Genomic DNA, 21,654 nt, shown 5'->3' on the forward strand with positions numbered 1-21,654 from the left:
AGGTCATGTCCCTCGTCCAGGAGACCGACTACGGCACGCCCGCCAGCCGCGCGGCGGAGAGCGTGACCCTCACCATCGACGGCCAGGCCGTCACGGTGCCGGCCGGCACCTCGATCATGCGCGCGGCGATGGAGCTTGGAACCAAGGTGCCGAAGCTCTGCGCCACCGACTCGGTCGAGTCGTTCGGCTCGTGTCGCCTCTGCCTGGTCGAGATCGCCGGCCGTCCCGGGACGCCGGCCTCGTGCACGACTCCGGTGGGCGAGGGCATGGTCGTGGCGACCCAGACGGAGCGGCTGAAGCAGATCCGCAAGGGCGTGATGGAGCTCTACATCTCCGACCATCCGCTCGACTGCCTGACCTGCGCCGCCAACGGCGACTGCGAGCTGCAGGACATGGCGGGTGCCGTCGGCCTGCGCGACGTGCGCTACGGCTACGACGGCGAAAACCACACGCGCCAGGCCAAGGACGAGTCCAACCCCTACTTCACCTTCGACCCGTCGAAGTGCATCGTCTGCTCGCGCTGCGTACGGGCCTGCGAGGAGGTCCAGGGGACCTTCGCGCTGACCATCCAGGGCCGCGGCTTCGATTCGAAGGTGTCGGCCGGCGCGGCCGAGCCGTTCGTCGATTCCGAATGCGTGTCGTGCGGCGCCTGCGTGCAGGCCTGCCCGACGGCGACGCTGTCGGAGAAGAGCGTGATCGAGATCGGCACGCCCGAGCACTCGGTGGTGACGACCTGCGCCTATTGCGGCGTCGGCTGCAGCTTCAAGGCGGAGATGCGCGGCGACGAGCTGGTGCGCATGGTCCCCTACAAGGACGGCAAGGCCAATCGCGGCCATTCCTGCGTCAAGGGCCGCTTCGCCTGGGGCTACGCCAACCACCGCGAGCGGATCCTGAAGCCGATGATCCGCGAGACGATCGACCAGCCGTGGCGCGAGGTGACCTGGGAGGTCGCGATCGGCCGCGTCGCCTCCGAGTTCAAGCGCCTGCAGGCGAAGTACGGACGCCTGGCGATCGGCGGCATCACCTCGTCGCGCTGCACCAACGAGGAGACCTACCTCGTGCAGAAGCTGGTGCGCGGCGGCTTCGGCAACAACAACGTCGACACCTGCGCCCGCGTCTGCCACTCGCCGACCGGCTACGGGCTGAAGACCGCCTTCGGCACCTCGGCCGGCACCCAGGATTTCGATTCGGTCGAGCAGTCCGACGTCATCCTGGTGATCGGCGCCAACCCGACCGACGCCCATCCGGTGTTCGCCTCGCGCATGAAGAAGCGGCTGCGCCAGGGCGCCGAGCTGATCGTGATCGACCCGCGGCGCATCGACCTCGTGCGCACGCCGCACGTCGAGGCGAGGTACCACCTGCCGCTGCGGCCGGGCACCAACGCCGCCATCCTGAACGCGCTGGCCCATGTCATCGTGACCGAGGGCCTGGTCAACGAGGCCTTCGTCCGCGACTACTGCGACCGCGACGCCTTCGAGCACTGGGCGGCCTTCGTCGCCGAGCCGCAGAACAGCCCGGAGTCGATCGGCCTGATCGCCGGCGTCTCGGCCGAGGCGATCCGCGGCGCCGCGCGGCTTTACGCGTCGGGCCGGAACAGCGCGATCTACTACGGGCTCGGCGTCACCGAGCACAGCCAGGGCACGACCGCCGTCATGGCGCTGGCCAACCTCGCCATGGCGACCGGCAACCTCGGCCGCCCCGGCGTCGGCGTGAATCCGCTGCGCGGCCAGAACAACGTCCAGGGCTCCTGCGACATGGGCAGCTTCCCGCATGAGCTGTCGGGCTACCGCCACATCTCGGACGACGCCACGCGCGACATGTTCGAGAAGCTGTGGGGGCGGCCGCTCGACGCCGAGCCGGGCCTGCGCATTCCCAACATGTTCGACGCCGCCATCGACGGCACGTTCAAGGGCATCTACGTGCAGGGCGAGGACATCCTGCAGTCCGATCCCAATACCCGGCACGTGCAGGCGGCGCTCGCGGCCATGGAATGCGTGGTCGTCCAGGACCTTTTCCTGAACGAGACCGCGAACTACGCCCATGTCTTCCTGCCGGGCTCGACCTTCCTCGAGAAGGACGGGACCTTCACCAACGCCGAGCGCCGCATCAACCGCGTGCGCCGGGTGATGGCGCCGAGGAACGGCATGGCCGACTGGGAGATCACGCTCGCCATCGCCCGGGCGATGGGCTTCGAGATGGGCTACGGGCACCCGTCGGAGATCATGGACGAGATCGCGCGGCTCACGCCCACCTTCACCGGCGTGTCCTACGACCTGCTGGAGAAGGTCGGCTCGGTCCAGTGGCCGTGCAACGAGAAGGCGCCGCTCGGCACGCCGGTCATGCATGTCGGCGGCTTCGCCCGCGGCAAGGGCAACTTCATGATCACCGAGTACGTGCCGACCGACGAGAAGGTCGGGCCGCGCTTCCCGCTGCTGCTCACCACCGGCCGCATCCTCAGCCAGTACAATGTCGGCGCCCAGACGCGGCGCACCGACAACGTGGTCTGGCACCACGAGGACATGCTGGAGATCCATCCCCACGATGCCGAGGAGCGCGGCGTGCGCGACGGCGACTGGGTCAAGCTCGACAGCCGCGCCGGCGGCACGACCCTGCGCGCGCGGATCACCGAGCGGGTGGCGCCGGGCGTGGTCTACACGACGTTCCATCACCCGGAGACCCAGGCCAACGTCGTCACCACGGAGTACTCGGACTGGGCGACCAACTGCCCCGAGTACAAGGTGACGGCCGTCCAGGTGTCGCCGTCCAACGGCCCGAGCGAATGGCAGCGCGAGTATGCCGAGCAGGCCGAGCACAGCCGGCGCATCGCCGCCAAGGTGGCGGCGGAGTAGCGCATGGCCTCGGCGTCGCTCGACAAGCTGGTCTCCATGGCCAACCAGATCGGCCGGTTCTTCCTGCCGCAGCGCGACGGCGATCCGGTCGCGGGCATCGCCGACCATCTGGAGAAGTTCTGGGACCCGCGCATGAAGGCCAACATCGTCGCCCACTGGCGGGCGGGCGGGGCGGGGCTCGATGCCCCTGTTCGCGAGGCGATCGGAAGGCTAAAGGAGGCGAAACACGGAGCGCCTCTTGAAGCCGGCGGATGAGCTGAGGATCGAGTTCGACCAGGCGGGCACTTCCGCCGAATTCGTGCGCGAGCATCTCAACTATTACAATGTCGGGGTCACGGGCCTGTCGGCCTACTACCCGGTGCATTTCTTCCTGAAGAACAAGCGCGGCGAGACGCTGGGCGGCCTGCTGGGCGGCATCTGGGGCGGCTGGCTGCACATCTCGTTCCTGTGGGTCGACGAGGCCGTGCGCGGCCAGGGCTGCGCGACGCGGCTCATGGACGAGGCCGAGGCCTATGCCCGTGAGCGGCGTTGCCACTCGGCCGAGCTCGATACCCATTCCTTCCAGGCCCGGCCGTTCTACGAAAAGCGCGGCTACGAGGTGTTCGCGACCCTCGACGACTATCCCGAGGGGCACAAGAAGTTCTTCCTGAAGAAGAAGCTGTAGACGATTCGGACCCCGGTTTCGCAGGATGTGCGCGATTGAGCCATATCCCGCTTGATCTGGAAGGCGTGAGCCGGTCTGATTGCGGGGCGAATTCTCTCGTTCACCGCACATTCAGGGACGAACGCCATGACCACGGAAAACCCCGACAACAAGTGGATCGGCAAGCGCACCCCCCGGCCCGACGGCGCCGACAAGGTGACCGGCCGGGCGGCCTATGCCGCCGACACGACCATGCCCGGCATGATCTGGGGCAAGGTCCTGCGCAGCCCGCATCCGCACGCCCGCATCCGGTCGATCGACACGTCGAAGGCCGAGAAGCTGCCGGGCGTCATGGCGGTGGTGACGTCGAAGGACATCGTCGACTTCCCGATCGACAAGGGCCCTGTGATGCTGGGCATCCAGGACATGCGCTGGATGTGCCGCAACGTCATGGCCCGCGACAAGGCGCTGTTCCACGGCCATCCGGTCGCCGCCGTCGCCGCCATCACCCAGGCGGTCGCCGTCGAGGCGCTCAAGCTGATCAAGGTCGACTACGAGGTCCTGCCCTGGGCGATCAGCGTCAAGGACGCGATGAAGCCCGACGCGGCCATCCTCCACGAGCACGTCAAGTTCGAGGGCAAGCCCTCCAACATCGCCGGCACCCTCGAGCACAAGAAGGGTGACGTCGAGGCGGGCTTCAAGGAAGCCGACGTCATCGTCGAGCGCGAGTTCGAGACCGAGGCGGTCCACCAGGGCTACATCGAGCCCCACGCCTGCCTGGTCAGCGTCGTCGACGGCAAGGCCACGATCTGGAGCTCGAGCCAGGGCCAGTTCATGGTCCGCGCCATGTCGGCGCTGCTCACGGGCATGCAGCAGAGCGACATCCGCGCCATCCCGGCCGAGATCGGCGGCGGCTTCGGCGGCAAGACCATCATCTACCTCGAGCCGCTGGCCCTGATGCTGGCCAGGAAATCGGGCCGCCCGGTCAAGATGGTGATGACGCGCGAGGAGGTGTTCCGCGCCTCCGGCCCGACCTCGGGCTCGATGAGCAAGGTCAAGATCGGCGCCAAGAAGGACGGCACGATCGTCGCCGGCCAGGGCACCTACTGGCTGCAGGCCGGCGCCTTCCCCGGCTCGCCGATCCGCGGCGCCGCCGGCTGCGCCTTCGGTCCCTACGACATCCCGAACGCCCATACGCTGGGCTACGACGTCGTCTCCAACCGCTCCAAGGTCGCGGCCTACCGCGCGCCCGGCGCGCCGATCGGCGCCTATGCCGTCGAGTGCGTGCTCGACGAGCTGGCCGAGAAGCTCGGCATGTGCCCGCTCGAGCTGCGCCTGAAGAACGCCGCCAAGCAGGGCACCAAGGCCGTGCACGGGCCGGTCTATCCCGTCATGGGCTACCAGGAGACGGTGCGCGAGGCGCTCGCCCATCCGCACTACAAGGCGCCGCTCGGCCCCAACCAGGGCCGCGGCGTGGCCAGCGGCTACTGGTTCAACGCCGGCGGCGAATCGAGCGCCGAGATGCGCGTCAACGAGGACGGATCGGTCGTCGTGATGACCGGCCATCCCGACATCGGCGGCTCGCGCGCCTCGACGGCCAACATCGCGGCCGAGCTGCTGGGCATCGACCACAGCAAGATCCAGGTGCTGATCGGCGACACCAGCAGCATCGGCTTCTCGAACCTGACGGGCGGCAGCCGCGTCACCTTCGCGTCCGCCATGGTGGTCACCCAGTCGGCCGAGAAGGTCATCAAGACGCTGTGCGAGCGCGCCGCCAAGATCTGGAAGATCGAGCCCGAGGCGGTGACCTGGGACAACGGCTACGCCCGTCCGGCCGGCGAGAACGCCGGCAAGTTCGAGCCGCTGTCGCTGGCCCAGATCGCGGCCCGCGCCAGCGAGACCGGCGGCCCGATCGGCGCCGGCGCGTCGAGCAACACCGCGGGCGCCGAGGGCGGCTTCAGCACCCATATCTGCGACGTCGAGGTCGATCCCGGCACCGGCCGCGTCTGGGTGACGCGCTACACCGCCTTCCAGGATGTCGGCCGGGCGATCCATCCCGACTATGTCGAGGGACAGATCCAGGGCGGCGTCGCCCAGGGCATCGGCTGGGCGCTGAGCGAGGAGTACATCTACAACAAGGACGGCAAGCTCGATAATCCGGGCTTCCTCGACTATCGCATGCCCGTCACGTCGGATCTGCCCAGGATCGACGCCGTGATGATCGAGGTTCCCAACCCGAAGCATCCGCAGGGCGTCCGCGGCGTCGGCGAGGTGCCGCTGGTGCCGGTGATGTCCGCGGTCGCCAATGCCGTCCACCAGGCGCTGGGGCTGCGCCTCTACAGCCTGCCCATGTCGCCGCCGAAGGTGCTGGAGGCGCTCGAGCCCGAGCCGTTGGCCCGCGCCGCCGACTGACGGCGGCGTCTTGCGGAGCGCGAACCCTAAGGGCCGCGCTCCGACGAGCTTCTAGGGGCGGAAGTGCCGCTCATGCTGTTCGACCAGCGGCGAGAGGTCCGACCAGTCGCGCCGCGAGCGCAGGAACACGTGGCGGACCTTGAGACGGTCCGCCGTGATCCAGGACGGATCGTCGAAGGCGCCGGCGGGCAGCGTGCGCACGCCGGGCACCGCCTCCAGGGTGAAGCCGAGGCTGGTGCCGCAGCGAGCACAGAACTCGAGCTCGAGCCAGCGGCCCGATTCGTCCGAGACGTGACGATGGCGCGCGATGCAGTCGCCCGTCATCTCGACCTGGTCGCGGTCGTAAACGACCTCCGTGCCGAAGGCGGTGCCGGTGCGCCGCTGGCACCAGGTGCAATGGCAGATGGTGACGCGCGACGGCTCGCCGGTGGCCCTGAAGCGCACGGCGCCGCAGATGCAGCCGCCGGCACGGACGGTCATCGGAGGCCGAGCTCGCGCAGCTTCCTGTCGAGGGACAGCAGGTCCGACCAGCTCTGCCGCTTGCTGGCGGGCGTGCGCAACAGGTAGGCCGGGTGGAAGGTCGGCAGCGCCGGCACCGTGGTGCCGTCGTCGAGGGCGAGGGTGGCCCACTTGCCGCGCAGCCGCATGATGCCTTCCGTCGTGTCGAGCACCGACTTGGCGGCCGTGCCGCCGGCCAGCACCAGCACCTTCGGCCGCGCCAGCTCGATGTGGCGGCGCGTGAAGGCCAGGCAGATCGCCTGCTCGGCCAGGGTCGGCGTGCGGTTGCCGGGCGGCCGCCAGAACAGGATGTTGGTGATGTAGAGGTCGCGCTCGCGGCTCATGCCGATGGCGGCAAACATGCGGTCCATGAGCTGGCCGCTGACGCCGACGAACGGCTTGCCCAGCCGGTCCTCGTCGCCCCCCGGGGCCTCGCCCACGATCATCACCGGCGCACCCGCCACGCCGTCGGCGAACACCGTGTTCTTGGCCGTGCGCTTCAGCGCGCAGCCCTCGAAGGCGCGGACCGCCGCCTCCAGCGCCTCGACCGTGTCGCAGCCGCGCGCCAGCGCGCGGGCATCCTCGACGAGCTGCGGCGATTCGATGGGAACCGGCGCGCGGACGACCGGTGCGGGGGTCGGACGGCGCGACGTCGGCGCTGCCGGGGACGCCGGCGTCGGCGTGGCGCCCAGGGCCGGGGTCGCGGCGGGGGCCGGACCGCCGGCCGGCAGCACGACGGCAGCCAGTGGCGGCGGCGCGGCGAAGCGGTCGATCGCCTCCTCGCCGATCGTCTCGTCGATCCCCTGTTCGACGTACCAGCGCAGCAGCGCTGCGATGTCCTCGCGCTCGACCGATGGGATCATCGCAGCCGCTTCAGGAAGGCGCCCAGGATCGGCGCCCACAGGGCGGCATCGGCGTGGCTCGCCATATGGCCCTTGTCGGTGGGCAGCTCGACATAGGTGACATCGACCCCGGCCTTGCGCATGTCGGTCACGTAGCCGGGGCTGAGCGCGATGTCGAACAGCTTGTCGGTCGGCGACTGCACGTACAGGACCTTGGTGCCGCGCAGCTTGGCGTACTCGCCGGTGATGTCGAAGGAGCCGATCGCCCGGCGCAGCACGACCATGGAATGGCCGTCGTAGATCTGCGCCCACGCCTTCGCGCTGGCGCGGATCGCCGCCTCGCGCGCCTTCGGATCGGACATCGTCTCGGCCAGGATCTCGTTCTGGCCGTAGTTCATCAGCGTCTCGAAGCGGATCTCCTCCAGCGTGCGCGCGATGCCGCCCTTGTCGTAGTACCAGCCGCCGTTCCAGTTGGGATCGCTGGCGAGCCGCGCCTGCAGCGCCTCCAGCCGGTCGAGGCCGCCGGGCGCGCGCGGCGCCGTCACCGACGGCACGATCGCCTTCATGAAGCCGGGAAAGGACGCCGCCCACTGGAACGACTGGAAGCCGCCCATCGACGGGCCGATCACGGCGATGAGGCTCTTCAGTCCCAGCGAATCGACCAGCAGCTTCTCGGCCGCCACGATGTCGCGCATCGTGATCTCGGGAAAGGTCGGGCCGTAGGGCTTGCCCGTCGCGGGATCGGTGCAGTTGGGGCCGGTGCTGCCGTGCGCCGAGCCGAGCGCGTTCACCGACACGACGAAGGTGCGGTCGGTGTCGATCGCCTTGCCCGGGCCGATCAGCCCGTCGAACCAGCCGGGCGCGCCGGGGGCGACGCCGCGACCCTCGTGGCCGGATGCGTTGCGGCCGGCGGCATGGTGGCTGGACGTGTAGCCGTGCACCACGAGAATCGCATTGTCGCGCGCCGGCGACAGGGTGCCGTAGGTCTCGTAGGCGAGCTCGAGGACGGGCAGGGTGCGGCCGCTTTCCAGGGAAAAATCACGGGCGGTGAAGGTCTTGCTCTCGATACCGGTAAGCTCTGCCACTGGAATTCCCCTTTTCGCCGGGTGGCGATCCCGCCCCCGACAGGCTATCTAGACCGACAAGGATCGCCGCCGCCCGGCGGGACGTCCATGTTTAAAAGGCCCTGCAGAGCGAGACGGTAATGGCGCGCGAGTCGATGGAATACGATGTGCTGATCGTTGGCGGCGGCCCGGCCGGGCTGTCGGCGGCGATTCGCCTCAAGCAGCTCGCCGCAGAACGCAGCCACGAAGTGTCGGTCTGCGTGATCGAGAAGGGATCCGAGATCGGCGCCCACATCCTGTCGGGCGCCGTCGTCGATCCGATCGGCCTGAACGAGCTCATCCCCGACTGGAAGGAGAAGGGCGCGCCGCTCGAGACCGAGGTCACCGACGACCAGTTCCTGTTCCTGTCGAAGAGCGGCTCGTACCGCTTCCCCAATTTCCTGCTGCCGCGGCTGATGAACAACCACGGCAACTACATCGTCAGCCTGGGCGACGTCTGCCGCTGGCTCGGCCAGCAGGCTGAGGCGCTGGGCGTCGAGATCTACCCCGGCTTCGCCGGCGCCGAGGTGCTCTACAACGACGACGGCTCGGTCAAGGGCGTGGCCACCGGCGACATGGGCATCGGCAAGGATGGCCAGCACAAGGACAGCTACACGCCCGGCATGGAGCTGCATGCCAAGTACACGCTGATCGCCGAGGGCGTGCGCGGCTCGCTCGCCAAGCAGCTGATGACGAAGTTCGACCTGCGCGACGGCGTCGATCCGCAGAAGTTCGGCATCGGCCTGAAGGAGCTGTGGCAGGTCGACCCGGCCCGCTTCAAGAAGGGCCTGGTCGCGCACACGCAGGGCTGGCCGCTCAGCGAGAGCGGCAGCTCCGGCGGCTCGTTCATGTACCATTTCGGCGATAATCTGGTGGCGATCGGCCTGGTCGTGCACCTGTCGTACGAGAACCCGTACCTGTCGCCCTTCGACGAGTTCCAGCGGTTCAAGACCCATCCCGACGTGGCCAAGTACCTGGAGGGCGGCAAGCGGCTGGTCTACGGCTCGCGCGCCATCAACGAGGGCGGCCTGCAGTCGATCCCCAAGCTCACCTTTCCGGGCGGCGCGCTGATCGGCTGCTCGGCCGGCTTCGTGAACGTCCCGCGCATCAAGGGCAGCCACAACGCCATCAAGAGCGGCATGCTGGCGGCCGAGGCCGCCTTCGAGGCGCTGGCCGCGGGCAAGGGCGGCGGCGACGAGCTGATCGCCTATCCCGTGAAGCTCAAGGCCTCGTGGCTGTGGAAGGACCTCGACAAGGTCCGCAACGTGAAGCCGGCCCTGCAGTGGGGCACCACGCTGGGAACGCTCTACGGCGGCCTCGACATGTGGCTGCACGATCTCGGGCTGCGCGTGCCGTGGACCATGCGCCACAAGAAGGCCGACCACGAGTGCCTGCGGCCGGCCGCCGAGTTCCAGCCGATCCAGTATCCGAAGCCCGACGGCACGCTGTCCTTCGACAAGCTCTCGTCCGTGTTCCTGTCGAACACCAATCACGAGGAGGACCAGCCGGTCCATCTCAAGCTGCGCGATCCCTCGATCCCCATCGCGGTCAACCTGCCGCTTTACGCAGAGCCCGCGCAACGCTACTGCCCTGCCGGCGTCTACGAGGTCGTGACCGCCGACAACGGCCAGCCGCGCTTCCAGATCAACGCGCAGAACTGCGTCCACTGCAAGACCTGCGATATCAAGGACCCCGCCCAGAACATCGACTGGACCGTGCCCGAGGGTGGCGGCGGGCCGAACTATCCCAATATGTGAGAGCATGCGACGTACACATCTGGCGCTGCTGTCGGCAGCGTCGCTCCTGATCCTTCCCGCCGTCGGCAACGGCCAGCAGGCCCCCCAGCCGGGGGCAAAACCGCCGGCGCAGCGCGCGGCGCCGCCGCTGCAGGCCACGCCGGTGTCGGCGATCCCGCTCGGCGGCCGCTACCTCGCGGCGCGCATCGGCGAGCAGGACCACGATTATGCCGCCGCCAGCGACCAGGCCGACCTCGCGCTCGCGATGGCGCCCAAGGATCCGGAGCTGGTGTCTCTGGCGTTCCGCCTGCGTCTCTTCGCCGGTCGCTTCGATCAGGCCGTGCAGCTCGCGCCGCAGGTCCTGGCGCTCAAGCCGGCCGACGGGCTGGCCCACCTCGTGCTCGCCGTCCAGTCGATCAAGAAGGGCGACTACCCGGCCGCCGAGCAGCAGATGGGCCGGATCGGCGGCGAAATCCAGCTGGGGCCGTTCCGCGAATACGTGATGGCGTGGCTGAAGGCGGGCGAGAAGGACTTCGCCGGCGCCCGCGCGCGTCTCGCCAAGCTCAAGGCGGCCGCCGGGCAGAGCACCGGGGGACCGTCGCTGGTGATCGAGGGCCAGATCGAGGAGATGGCGGGCGACAAGGCGGCGGCCGAGGCCAGGTACCGGAGCGCCGCGTCGCTCGACAAGACCGGCCTGCGCACCATCGTCGCGGCCGCCGAGGGGCTGCGCCGGCTGGGCAAGGACGACGAGGCCCGCGATCTCCTGAAGAAGTACGGCGAGAAGTACGCCGACGCCGTGGTGATGGACGGGCTGGTCGGACCGAACGCGCCGATGCCGCCGGCACCGTCGACCGCTGCCGGCATCTCCGACATCCTGTTCGACATGGGCGGCCTCCTGTCGGCCGATCCGCGCAACCAGCGGACCGACCTGTCGCTGCTTTTCTATCAGCTGGCGGCCAGCCTGCAGCCCGAGAACGACTTCGCCTGGCTGATGATCGCGGGCATCTACGAACAGTTCCAGATGGTGCCGAAGGCCATCCAGTCCCTGTCCGCGATTCCGGCCCGGTCGCCGCTCTACTGGCAGGCCCGGCTCAGGACGGCAGCGCTCGATGCGCAGGAGGACAAGTTCGACCAGGCGGTCAGCCGGCTGAAGGAGCTCATCGCCGAGAAGCCCGACCGGATCGACGCGGCGCTGACGCTCGCCGACCTGCTGCGCAGCAAGGAGAAGTACGCCGACGCCGTCGAGGCCTACGACACCGCGATCCAGCGCATCAACCATCTCGAGGAACGTCACTGGACCATCTTCTTCGGCCGGGGGATCGTGCTGGAGCGCACGAGGCAGTGGCCCAAGGCCGAGGCCGACATGAAGAAGGCGCTCGAACTGTCGCCCGAGCAGCCGCATGTGCTGAACTATCTCGGCTACAGCTGGGTCGATCAGGGCCTTCATCTCGACGAGGGCATGAAGATGCTCAAGCGGGCCACGGAGCTCCGGCCCGACGACGGCGCCATCACCGATTCGGTGGGCTGGGCGTATTACCGGCTCGGCCAGTACGACAAGGCGGTCGAGTGGCTGGAGCGGGCGGCCGAGCAGAAGGGCGACGATCCGACGATCATCGAGCATCTCGGCGACGCCTACTGGCATGTTGGGCGCAAGCGCGAGGCGCGTTTCCAGTGGGAGCGCGCGCTCAACCAGAACCCGGACAAGGACCGCATCTCGATCATCCGGGACAAGCTCTCGAGCGGGCTCAGCGCCTCGAACGACAAGCCGACCGTCTACGAGAAGGCCAAGCAGGGCGGCTAGAGCGTGGCGACTTCCGGTCGACTCATCTGCCGGGGGCGCGCCTCTCCGTGGCTCTCTTCGCTGGCGTAGGTCGTGAAGTTGCCGGAGCGCGGACCTCCAGGTCCGCTCAATGTCATGACGCGGACCTGGAGGTTCGCGCTCCGATGAGGCGCCACGGAGTGGCGTGCGCCCGGCAAGATGGCGATTGATCTCAAGTCATCGCGTGCGAGATCCGGCCGGCCGGCGCATGCCAAGGTCAACCTGTGGCTGAACGTCGTCGGGCGCCGGCCCGACGGCTACCATCTGCTCGACTCGCTGGTGGCCTTCGTCGACCTCGCCGACACGGTGGAGGTGGCGGTCGGCGACCGGCTGGCGCTGGAACTCGACGGGCCGTTTGCGCCGACGCTGCAGGCCGACCCGGACAATCTGGTCCTCAAGGCGGCCCGGCTTCTGGCGGATCGCGCCGGCGTGTCGCCGCGGGCGTCGATCCGGCTCGCCAAGCGCATTCCCGTCGCTGCCGGCCTCGGCGGCGGATCGGCCGATGCCGCGGCCGTGCTGCAGGAGCTGGTCGACCTCTGGCGCGTCGCGCTCCCCGAGGACGAGCTGTTCGACCTCGCCGCGCGGCTCGGTGCGGACGTGCCGATGTGCCTGGCCGGCCGGCCGGCCTTCGTCTCGGGGGTCGGCGAGCGCCTCCTGCCGGCGCCGCCGCTGCCGCCCTGCGCGGTGCTGCTGGTCAATCCCGGGGTGGGGCTCGCCACGCGCGATGTCTTCTCCGCCCGGCCGGGACCCTTCTCGCCATCCCGTCCGCCGCCCCAGGGGTGGCAGGGCCTCGAAGATTTCGCGGCGCTGCTGGCCGGCCGCGGCAACGACCTCACGGCCGCGGCGATCTCGCTCCAGCCCGTCGTCGGGCGCGTGCTCCAGACGCTGGAAGGGTCGGGCGCGCGGCATGTCGCGATGAGCGGCAGCGGCGCCACCTGCTTCGCGCTCTTTGACGGGCCCGAGCCGGCGGAGGCGGTCGCCGCGGCGCTGCCGGCAGCCTGGTGGCGGCACGTCGGCCGGTTCGTCGCGGCCTGACCGCTCAGTTCGGCCGGGCGGCCAGCGCGCGCTTCAGGGAATCGAACAGCGCGCGGTTCGCTTCGCCGGTCGGCGCGAGGCCTGCCGACTGCTCGTAGTCGCGGATCGCCTTCTCTGTCACCGGCCCCATCACGCCGTCCGGCGGATCCTGCACGAACTTCAGGTCTCTCAGGAGACCCTGGACGACCTTGATCTGGTCGACCGGCGAGGCCGGCCAGCCGTCGGGGTCGGGCGTGGCCGCGGCCTGGACGAGGTCTCGCGACGTGGGCGGGGGCGGCGCCTCGGGAGCCGGCAACGAGAAGGCCGTGGCTGCCGGCGTGGCCTCCGCGGCCGCGGCGGGCGCCGCGACCGGCGCCTGGAAATCTGCCGATGTCGGCGGAGGCGGCGCCGGTTCGACCGTACCGAGATCGACGGCCGGTGGCGCGGGCGCCTGTGCGGCCTCCGCCGGCGCGGGGATGCCCGGGGTCTCGCTCCTTGGTTCGGCTTCGGGCCTGGGCGTCTTCGCGGCGGCCTCGCGGCTGGCCAGCGCGGCCTGCAGGCTCGCGAAGACGTCGCGCGTCGGCTCGCCGGTCTCGCGCAGGGCCGCACTCTTCTGGAAGGCGCGGATGGCGCTGCGCGTCAGCGGTCCCATGGCGCCGTCCGCCTTGTCGCGCAGGAAGCCGAGATCGATCAGCGCCTGCTGGACGACGCGGATCTGCTCGCTGGCTTCCCTGGGCCAGCCCGGCGGGCCGGACTCCGGCTCGGGCGTGGCGGGCGGCGCGGCCGCCGTCCCGGTCGGTGGTGGCTCGGCCGGCTTGGGCGGCTGGAGGGCCTCGACGATCTTGCGGAACTCGCTTTGCCCGATCTTCTGCGCCCGCTCGAGATCGGCGGGCAGCAGGATGCGCTGCAGGATCTCGACCCGCTGCGCGGCCGTCTTGCCGAGCGCGCTCTCGCTGCCGCGGTTCGTCTGGCGCTCGAACTCGGCGGTGATGGCGAACCATGCCAGCGCCACCGCCTGGTCCTTGACGCCGGCATCGCCGCGCTCGTGGATGTCGCCGAGCGTGAACATCGACGCAGCCATGCCCTGGCGGGCCGCCGACTGCAGCAGCTCGACGGCCGCCGCGCCGTCGCGCGGCGCGCCCTTGCCGTCGCGCAGGAGCAGCGCGAGGTTGTGCTTGGCCGCGGGAATGTCGCCCTCGACCGCCTTGCGATACCATTCGACGGCCTTGGTCGAATCGCGCTCGACCACGAAGCCGCGCTCGTACATCACGCCGACGTTGAACGCCGCCTGCGCCGAGCCGCGCTGGGCGGCGCGCAGCAGCCAGCCGGCGCCGGCCTGCTGGTCCTTCGGCACGCCGACGCCCTGGATCAGCCGACGCGCCAGCTCTTCCATCGCGGGCATCTCGTCGCGACCCGCGCGCGTGCGCAGCTCCTCGAGAGCTACGATCGACCAGTCAACGCCCGAGGCCAGATCGCCGGTCGGCTCCGCGCCGCTGGCCGCGAAGTCGGCCGTGGTCGGCTCGGGTGGCAAGGCCGCGGTCGGAACGTCGAGCGGCTGCGGAGGCGTGCCTGCGCCTGGCGCCGTCGTCGCGACCGCCGATGCGCTCGCGGCGGGATCGGTCGCCGCGACGGGGGCCGCCTCGGATGCCGGCGCGGGCACCGACGGTGCGGGTGCGGGCGTCGGCGCTGCAGCGGACCTGGCGGCGGGCTCGGGAACGGGCGTCGATATCGGCATCGCGGGCGGCGGCTCGCCATGGGGAATGTCGAGCCATGCCGCGGTCGAGACGGCGGCCACGACTCCAGCCGCCGTGCCGATGATCAGGAGCGATCGCCTCATCGCGAATGCCGGCTCGGTTCGGCTTTCATCGCACGATCATAGCCGACGCCGCGCCGGCCGGAGAAGGCAGGGCACGGTGCCGCACGACGATCAGCAGGGTCAGGAGAATCACGGCGCCGGCCTGGTGCATGGTGGCGATTGCAACATCGACGCCTGTCAGGATCGTGGCGACTCCAAGGCCGATCTGGACCACGGCCATCGCTCCGGCCGCCCAGGCTTCCGGACGGCGGGCGCCCAGCGCCATGACCAGGATGCCGAGCCCCAGCAGCTTGGCCAGCCAGCGATGGACGAACTGGATCGTGGTCGGGTTCTCGAACGGGTTGATCCACCACGGTTCCAGGCCGAACAGGTCGGGCGGGATCCAGTAGCCCGACATCGTCGGGAACGTCGTGTGTGCGGTGCCGGCGCGAAGCCCGGCCATCAGGGCGCCCCACGTCATCACGACCAGCAGGAAGGCGATGAGGGCCGTGGCGGCGCGTCGCAGGCCGGGCGCCTCGCGACGCGCCGCCTGCGGACCAAGCTCCAGGATCAGCCATACCGTATAGGCATAGAGCACGACTGCCAGGAGGAGATGCGCGGCCAGGCGGTAGTGGCTGACTGACGGCCGGTCGACCAGGCCGGAAGCGACCATGGCCCAGCCGAGTGCGCCCTGCAGGCCGCCCAGGACCAGGAGGGCGAGGAGCCGCGGCTTCAGCCACGGCGTGAGGCGGCCGCTCAGCCAGAACCAGGCGAGCGGCAGCGCGAAGACCAGGCCGATGAGACGGCCCCACAGACGGTGCACGAACTCGAGCCAGAAGATCTGCTGGAATTCGGCCACGGTGAAACCACGATTGATCAGGCGGCCCTGCGGCGAGGAAGAATACTTCTGCAGCTCGGCCTGCCAGGCGGCATCCGAGAGCGGTGGCAGCCAGCCGGTGACGGGCCGCCACTCGACCATGGACAGGCCCGACTCGGTCAGGCGCGTCAGCGCGCCGATCACGATCATGAAGAAGATCATGGCGGCCACGACCATCAGCCAGGCGCGGACGGAGGCGGGAGCGGTTCGCATGCGGGCGGACCATGCGGCAAGCCGGCAGGCGCGTCATCTGGCATAAGTGTCGCGAATCGCGGGTCCTTGCGCTCCGGTCCGGCCTTGTCTAAGCGGTTCGCCTACGAACGATTCTCCCCTCAGCCCACCCGGATTTTCGCGCATGCCGCCGCTTTCGCTGAGCCACGGGCTCGGTCTCACGGACCTCTATGATCGCGAGGGGCTGGTGCGCCTCGATGCGGCGTTCGTCGGCTGGCTGAAGGACGGCCATGTCGATCTGCATGCCCGGCTGATGGCGGCGCGGGCCGCGCCCGGCGCGCTCGCGGACAAGGACGCGTCCAACCTGCTCATCGAGATCGCGCGGCCGCTGGAGGACTTCGTCGCCTCCCTGTTCGGCGTTGCGCAGGAAGCCGCCGAGCTGCGCGCGCGTCACAGCCGGCTGGCGCCGGTGTTCGACTGCAAGCGCCTGTTCGTGCAGCGCTACGTCACGCGGGCGATCAAGCCGGAAGCGGCGGCGGACCTGCAGGGAGAGGTCGTGACCGCAGCGGTCGGCCTCGCGCAGGATCCCGCCGGTGACATCGAGGAATGGGAGCTCGCCTTCGCGCTCGCCGTGCGCGACCTGCTGGGCGCGGAGTTCAAGGTCGCGTCGCCGACGCCCGAGATCGAGGCCTTCGCCCGCTACGCGGCGTGGGCGCTGCACACGCCGGAGGGCAGGCGGCGACATCACGACGGGCCGCTGTTCAAGGTGCCGCACAAGCTCGATGCCGAGCACCTGGTGCCGATCGAGACCGAGGTGGTGGACGGCGTGACGCGCCTGCGCCTGCCGCGGCCTATGCTGCGCCACCGCGAGGGATTCGGCCTGACCGACCAGGGGTTCGACCTGGTGCGGGCGCTCGACCAGGCGAACTACTGCATCTGGTGCCACAACCAGGGCAAGGACAGCTGCTCGCGCGGGCTCAAGGACCGCAAGACGGGCGCGTTCCAGAAGTCGCCGTTCGGCGTGACCCTCGCGGGTTGCCCGCTCGAGGAGAAGATCTCGGAGATGAACCTGCTGAAGAGCGAGGGCTTCTCCATCGGCGCCATGGCCATGGCGGCGGTCGACAATCCGCTGATGGCGGCGACCGGCCATCGCATCTGCAACGACTGCATGAAGGCCTGCATCTACCAGAAGCAGGAACCGGTCGACATCCCGCAGATCGAGACCCGCACCCTGAAGGACGTGCTGGCGCTGCCGTGGGGCTTCGAGATCTACTCGCTGCTGACGCGCTGGAACCCGCTCGACCTGCGCCGGCCGCTGCCGCGCCCCGCCAGCGGGCGGACCGTGCTGGTGGTCGGCCTGGGCCCCGCCGGTTTCAACCTGTCGCACCACCTGATGAACGACGGTCATGCCGTCGTCGCCATAGACGGGCTCAAGATCGAGCCGCTGCCGGTCGAGCAGTCGGGTGTCTCGTCCGACGGGGCGCGCCATCCCTTCCTGCCGGTGCAGGACATCGACTGGCTGCGCGAGGATCTCGGCGAGCGCGCGATGGCCGGCTTCGGCGGCGTCGCGGAGTACGGTATCACCGTGCGCTGGGACAAGAACTACCTGAAGGTGGTGCGGCTGCTGCTGGAGCGGCGTCGCCAGTTCTCGATGTTCGGCGGCGTGCGCTTCGGGGGCACCGTCACCGTCGAGGGCGCCTTCGCGATGGGCTTCGACCATATCGCGCTCTGCGCCGGCGCCGGCAAGCCGACCGTGCTCGACATGCCGAACGGGCTGGCGCGCGGCGTGCGCGCCGCGTCGGACTTCCTGATGGCCCTGCAGCTCACCGGCGCCGCCAAGAAGGACTCGATCGCCAACCTGCAGATCCGCCTGCCGGTGGTGGTGATCGGCGGCGGCCTGACGGCGATCGACACGGCCACCGAATCGCTCGCCTACTACCCGCTGCAGGTCGAGAAGTTCCTGGCCCGCCACGAGACGCTGGCGGCCGAGCGCGGCGAGGCCGCGGTCTTCGCCCGGATGAATGCCGAGGAGCGCGAGATCGCCGGCGAGTTCATCGCCCATGCCCGCGCCATCCGCGCCGAGCGCGAGGCTGCGGCGGGCGAGGGCCGCGCTCCCGAGATCGCCCGCCTGGTGAACGGCTGGGGCGGCGTCACCATCGCCTATCGCCGGCGGCTGATCGATTCGCCCTCCTATACGCTGAACCACGAGGAGGTGCTGAAGGCGCTGGAGGAGGATATCCGCTTCGCCGAGGGCCTGACGCCGGTCGCCGTCGAGGTCGACGCCAACGGCCATGCCGCGGCGCTCAAGGTGGTCGGCGAGCAGGAGGGCCGCAAGGTCGAGGCGACGCTGCCGGCGCGGACCATCCTGGTGGCGGCGGGCACCCAGCCCAACACGGTGCTGGCGCGAGAGGATGCCACCCACGCATTCATCGACGGCAAGTACTTCCGCGCGCTCGACGAGGCGGGTGAGCCGGCCACGCCCGAGCGCGTGGCCAAGCCCGCCGAGGTCCGCGTGCTGATGTACCGGGCTGCCGACGGCCGCTTCATGTCGTTCTTCGGCGACCTGCATCCGTCCTTCGCGGGCAACGTCGTGAAGGCGATGGGCGGTGCCAAGCAAGGCTATCCCGTGCTGACGCGCACCCTCGATACGCTGCCGGCTGCCCGGCGCACGCCGGCCGAGATCCTGGCGCAGGCAAACGACGAGTGGCGCGCCCGCGTCGTGCGTGTCGACCGGCTGACGCCGACCATCGTCGAGGTCGTGGTCGAGGCGCCGGCCGCCGCCCGCAACTTCGAGCCCGGCCAGTTCTATCGCCTGCAGAATTACGAGGCGCGGTCGAAGCGGGTGGACGGCACGCTGCTCACCATGGAGGGGCTGGCGCTGACCGGAGCCTGGGTCGACAAGGACAAGGGCCTGCTGTCGCTGATCACCCTCGAGATGGGCGGCTCGTCCGACCTCTGCGAGCTGCTGGCGCCCGGCGAGCCGGTCATCGTCATGGGCCCGACCGGCATGCCGACCGAGATCGAGCCCGGCGAGACCGTCGTGCTGGCGGGCGGCGGCCTCGGCAACGCCGTGCTGTTCTCGATCGGCCAGGCCTTCCGCAAGGCCGGCAGCAAGGTCCTCTACTTCGCCGGCTACAAGAAGCCGTCCGACCGCTACAAGGTCGAGGAGATCGAGGCCGCGGCCGACGTGGTCGTCTGGGCCTGCGACGAGGAGCCGGGCTTTGCCGTCGAGCGGCCGCAGGACAAGAGCCTGGTCGCCAACATCGTCGAGGCGATGCGCCGCTACGCGGCGGGCGAGCTCGGCGAGCAGCCCATCCCCTTCAAGGATGCCGACCGCATCATCGCCATCGGTTCGGACGGCATGATGAACGCCGTGCGGCAGGCCCGCCACGGTGTCCTGGCGCCTTGGCTCAAGCCGCAGCACCGGGCCCTGGGATCGATCAACTCGCCCATGCAATGCATGATGAAGGAGATCTGCGCCCAGTGCCTGCAGCTCCATCGCGATCCGGAGACGGGCAAGGAAACGGTGGTCTTCTCCTGCTTCAACCAGGACCAGGAGCTTGATCGCGTCGACTTCGACTGCCTGCGCCAACGCCTGCGCCAGAACGGCGTGCAGGAGAAGATCGGCGCCCTCTGGATCGACCGCGCGCTGCGGCAGATCGGGGCGCGGTAGCTTCGTGAGTGGAACGTGAGGGGCCTCCGGCCCGCTCATGATCCTTGCCTTCTCTGCTCGGTGCGGGCTCTCGCGCCTCAGAAGGCGCTGCCGCCCGCCGGCGCGTGTGAACGCGCTAAGGCGTGCGCACGAACCGGAACAGGACCTTGTCCTGGCTGTAGTAGCGCAGCTGGTCGACGATCTTGGGGAAGTAGGCGCTGCCCACCGTCACCGGCATGAAGGCGTCGAGGTCGAGCGGGCGCACCGCGACGCTGAAGCCTTCGTCGGTGAAGGCCTGCGAGACCTGCTCGAGCGAATGGTCGTGGATCGGGATCGACGATGTCTCCGAGATGACCTTGCGCCAGTGCGGCCACACCGCGCTGTCGACATGGCAGCCCATGGCCGCGATGTAGGCGCCGCCCGGCCGCAGCGCCGCCCGGATGTCGCGGGCATGGGCGGCGAGGTCGCCCAGCAGGTAGAGGACCTCGTGGCTGAACACCTGGTCGAAGGTCCGGCCGAGCGAGGCGGCGCTGTCGGCCACGCGGTACTCGACCGGCCGGTGCCCCTTCAGGAGCTCGGCGCGCGCCACCGATTCGCGGGCGATGTCGATGCCGACCGCGCTCTTGTAGGGGTAGCGGTCGTAGAGCATGCGCAGGAAGCCGCCCTGGTTGCAGCCGTAGTCGAGGATGGCGGAGTCGTGCAGGTCGTGCGGCACCGACACGTCGATCATCCGCCGCCAGATGGGCGCGTGCGCCGCGCCCATCGCCTCTTCTTCAGCGGGGTTGCGGTTCCAGGTTGCGATCGTCGAGGGCTGCTGCATCGCCTGCTCCGGTTGCCGCGGCAACCCTAGCACGGCGCGGTCCCCACGGGACGACGAACAGCGGGCCGGCGATCAGGCCGCCGAAGACGATCATGCCCGCGGCGATGGCGATGAAGACGCCGGCCAGGCCCCAGCCCATGATCTCGACCGCGAACCAGCCGCCCACGGTGGCGACCAGCAGGCGGGCGACGCCGGCAACGAAAGGCGGCGTCATGCGGCCGGCGCCCTGGCTCGCGAAGGAGAGCGTCATGCCGAGCCCGAACAGGCAGTAGAAGGGCGCCACGCGAGTGATGTAGGCGACCGTGGCCGCCACTACCTGCGGATCGTCGGTGAAGAGCCGCGCCCAGCCCTCGGGCACGAAGGCGAGGATCCAGCCGCAGGCGCCGAGCGCCGCCGCCGCGGTGAGGCTGCCGATCCAGGCGGCGTGCACCGCGCGCTTCCAGTCGTGGGCGCCGGCCGCGACGCCGACCAGCGTCGTCAGGCCGGAGCCGATGCCGAAGGCCAGCGGCACCAGCATGAATTCGAGGCGCACGCCGATGCCGTAGCCGGCGAGCGCGGCGACGCCGAACCCGCCCACCAGGCCGGTCACCAGGATGGCGGTGAGATTGGCGGTGAAGGCCGAGAACGAGGCGATCAGGCCGACCCGCAGGATGTCCCAGAACAGCCGCCCGCGCAGCGCCACGCCGCGCACCGCCGGCACGAAGCCGAGCTTGCCGCGCCACAGGGCGCGTGCCTGCAGCAGCGCCGACACCGCGGAGGTCGCGAGCGAGGACAGGGCCGGCCCCGCCATGCCGAGGCCCGGCCAGTCGCCGATGCCGAGCGCCAGGACATAGGACAGCGGCACCTGGGCGAGCGAGGAGAACAGCATGTAGCGGCCGGGCGTCGCCGCATCGCCGCCGCCGCGCAGCAGCGCCGACAGGAAGAAGTTGGCCCAGATCGCGAGCGCTCCGGTGAACAGGACATGGCTGTAGGTCAGCGCGTGACCCAGCACCGCCCCGGTGCCGCCGAGCGACCGATAGAGCGCCGGCGCCGCCGTCCAGGCGAGCAGGGTGAAGAGAAGCGCGAGGCCGAGGCCGAGCACCAGCGCGTGCAGCACCAGCGCGCGCGCATCCTCGGTGCGGCCACCGCCCACCGCGCGGGCCATGGCCGCCGCGACACCGCCGCCCATGCCGCCCGCCGCCATCATGGTCATCATCATCATGAACGGGAACACCAGCGCGAAGCCCGCCAGCGCTTCTGTTCCCAGGCGCCCGAAGATGAACGTCTCGGCCATGGCGACGAAGGTCTGGGCGACCATGACCGCCGTGGTCGGCGCGGCGAGCCGGAACAGGCTGCGTCCGATCGGGGCGGTGAGCAGGGGATGAGACAAGGGGTGCCTCGCTTTTGCGTGTATATGCACTTTCTATCAGGCCGCTCCCGACTG

The 21,654-nt window shown here is 70.0% G+C and carries 15 protein-coding genes; 8 read left to right on the forward strand and 7 right to left on the reverse strand.

The features are described from left to right. Positions 1 to 5 precede the first annotated feature (5 nt). From fdhF to ACO073_RS10675, 4 genes are all read left to right on the forward strand, one after another. Positions 6 to 2,849 carry a formate dehydrogenase subunit alpha gene (gene fdhF / locus ACO073_RS10660; RefSeq protein ID WP_421997266.1) on the forward strand — a complete coding sequence of 948 codons (2,844 nt, stop codon included), beginning with the start codon at positions 6 to 8 and terminating at the stop codon, positions 2,847 to 2,849. 3 nt (positions 2,850 to 2,852) lie between these two features. Next, positions 2,853 to 3,104, forward strand: coding sequence for a formate dehydrogenase subunit delta (locus ACO073_RS10665; protein ID WP_421997267.1), 252 nt, complete (start codon positions 2,853 to 2,855; stop codon positions 3,102 to 3,104). Continuing rightward, positions 3,088 to 3,513, forward strand: a complete 426-nt coding sequence (locus ACO073_RS10670; protein WP_421997268.1) for a GNAT family N-acetyltransferase — start codon at positions 3,088 to 3,090, stop codon at positions 3,511 to 3,513. The genes ACO073_RS10665 and ACO073_RS10670 overlap by 17 nt, the downstream gene beginning before the upstream one ends. 126 nt (positions 3,514 to 3,639) lie before the next feature. Continuing rightward, complete coding sequence (locus tag ACO073_RS10675; RefSeq protein WP_421997270.1) at positions 3,640 to 5,904, forward strand: xanthine dehydrogenase family protein molybdopterin-binding subunit; 2,265 nt, start codon at positions 3,640 to 3,642, stop codon at positions 5,902 to 5,904. A 51-nt stretch (positions 5,905 to 5,955) separates the two neighbouring features. Here ACO073_RS10675 and ACO073_RS10680 read toward each other — a convergent pair whose 3' ends face one another. Genes ACO073_RS10680 through ACO073_RS10690 form a run of 3 tightly spaced genes read right to left on the reverse strand, consistent with a single transcriptional unit; the run spans position 5,956 to position 8,329 of the window. Beyond that, a complete protein-coding gene (locus ACO073_RS10680) occupies positions 5,956 to 6,384 on the reverse strand; it encodes a GFA family protein (RefSeq protein ID WP_421997271.1) in 429 nt (142 codons plus the stop codon). Beyond that, the gene (locus tag ACO073_RS10685; RefSeq protein WP_421997273.1) at positions 6,381 to 7,265 is read right to left on the reverse strand and encodes a uracil-DNA glycosylase family protein; all 885 of its coding nucleotides are present in this window, start codon (positions 7,263 to 7,265) and stop codon (positions 6,381 to 6,383) included. The genes ACO073_RS10680 and ACO073_RS10685 overlap by 4 nt, the downstream gene beginning before the upstream one ends. Continuing rightward, a complete protein-coding gene (locus tag ACO073_RS10690; protein WP_421997274.1) occupies positions 7,262 to 8,329 on the reverse strand; it encodes a homoserine O-acetyltransferase family protein in 1,068 nt (355 codons plus the stop codon). Before ACO073_RS10690 ends, ACO073_RS10685 begins: the two co-directional genes overlap by 4 nt. Before the next feature lie 119 nt (positions 8,330 to 8,448). Between ACO073_RS10690 and ACO073_RS10695 the strand changes: the two genes are divergently transcribed. The 3 genes from ACO073_RS10695 to ACO073_RS10705 all read left to right on the forward strand — a co-directional run bounded on the left by ACO073_RS10695 (position 8,449) and on the right by ACO073_RS10705 (position 12,937). Continuing rightward, complete coding sequence (locus tag ACO073_RS10695) at positions 8,449 to 10,104, forward strand: electron transfer flavoprotein-ubiquinone oxidoreductase (RefSeq protein ID WP_421997275.1); 1,656 nt, start codon at positions 8,449 to 8,451, stop codon at positions 10,102 to 10,104. 4 nt (positions 10,105 to 10,108) lie between these two features. Continuing rightward, positions 10,109 to 11,884, forward strand: a complete 1,776-nt coding sequence (locus ACO073_RS10700; RefSeq protein WP_421997276.1) for a tetratricopeptide repeat protein — start codon at positions 10,109 to 10,111, stop codon at positions 11,882 to 11,884. 177 nt (positions 11,885 to 12,061) lie between these two features. Then, positions 12,062 to 12,937 carry a 4-(cytidine 5'-diphospho)-2-C-methyl-D-erythritol kinase gene (locus tag ACO073_RS10705; protein WP_421997277.1) on the forward strand — a complete coding sequence of 292 codons (876 nt, stop codon included), beginning with the start codon at positions 12,062 to 12,064 and terminating at the stop codon, positions 12,935 to 12,937. 4 nt (positions 12,938 to 12,941) lie between these two features. Here the strand turns inward: ACO073_RS10705 and ACO073_RS10710 are convergent, their stop codons facing one another. Then, the gene (locus ACO073_RS10710; protein ID WP_421997278.1) at positions 12,942 to 14,753 is read right to left on the reverse strand and encodes a peptidoglycan-binding protein; all 1,812 of its coding nucleotides are present in this window, start codon (positions 14,751 to 14,753) and stop codon (positions 12,942 to 12,944) included. A 25-nt stretch (positions 14,754 to 14,778) separates the two neighbouring features. Further along, positions 14,779 to 15,801 carry a COX15/CtaA family protein gene (locus tag ACO073_RS10715; protein WP_421997279.1) on the reverse strand — a complete coding sequence of 341 codons (1,023 nt, stop codon included), beginning with the start codon at positions 15,799 to 15,801 and terminating at the stop codon, positions 14,779 to 14,781. 142 nt (positions 15,802 to 15,943) lie between these two features. On the opposite strand from ACO073_RS10715, the gene ACO073_RS10720 reads away from it, so the two are divergent. Beyond that, on the forward strand, positions 15,944 to 19,432 hold the full coding sequence (locus ACO073_RS10720) for an FAD-dependent oxidoreductase (protein WP_421997280.1): 3,489 nt from the start codon (positions 15,944 to 15,946) through the stop codon (positions 19,430 to 19,432). Positions 19,433 to 19,547: 115 nt separating this feature from the next. Here the strand turns inward: ACO073_RS10720 and ACO073_RS10725 are convergent, their stop codons facing one another. Next, complete coding sequence (locus ACO073_RS10725) at positions 19,548 to 20,231, reverse strand: class I SAM-dependent methyltransferase (protein WP_421997282.1); 684 nt, start codon at positions 20,229 to 20,231, stop codon at positions 19,548 to 19,550. Next, positions 20,185 to 21,600 (reverse strand): MATE family efflux transporter, encoded by a 1,416-nt coding sequence (locus ACO073_RS10730; RefSeq protein ID WP_421997283.1) that lies wholly within the window; start codon positions 21,598 to 21,600, stop codon positions 20,185 to 20,187. The genes ACO073_RS10725 and ACO073_RS10730 overlap by 47 nt, the downstream gene beginning before the upstream one ends. Positions 21,601 to 21,654: the final 54 nt, after the last annotated feature.

This window comes from Reyranella sp. (genome assembly GCF_965229815.1).
Taxonomy (GTDB): domain Bacteria; phylum Pseudomonadota; class Alphaproteobacteria; order Reyranellales; family Reyranellaceae; genus Reyranella.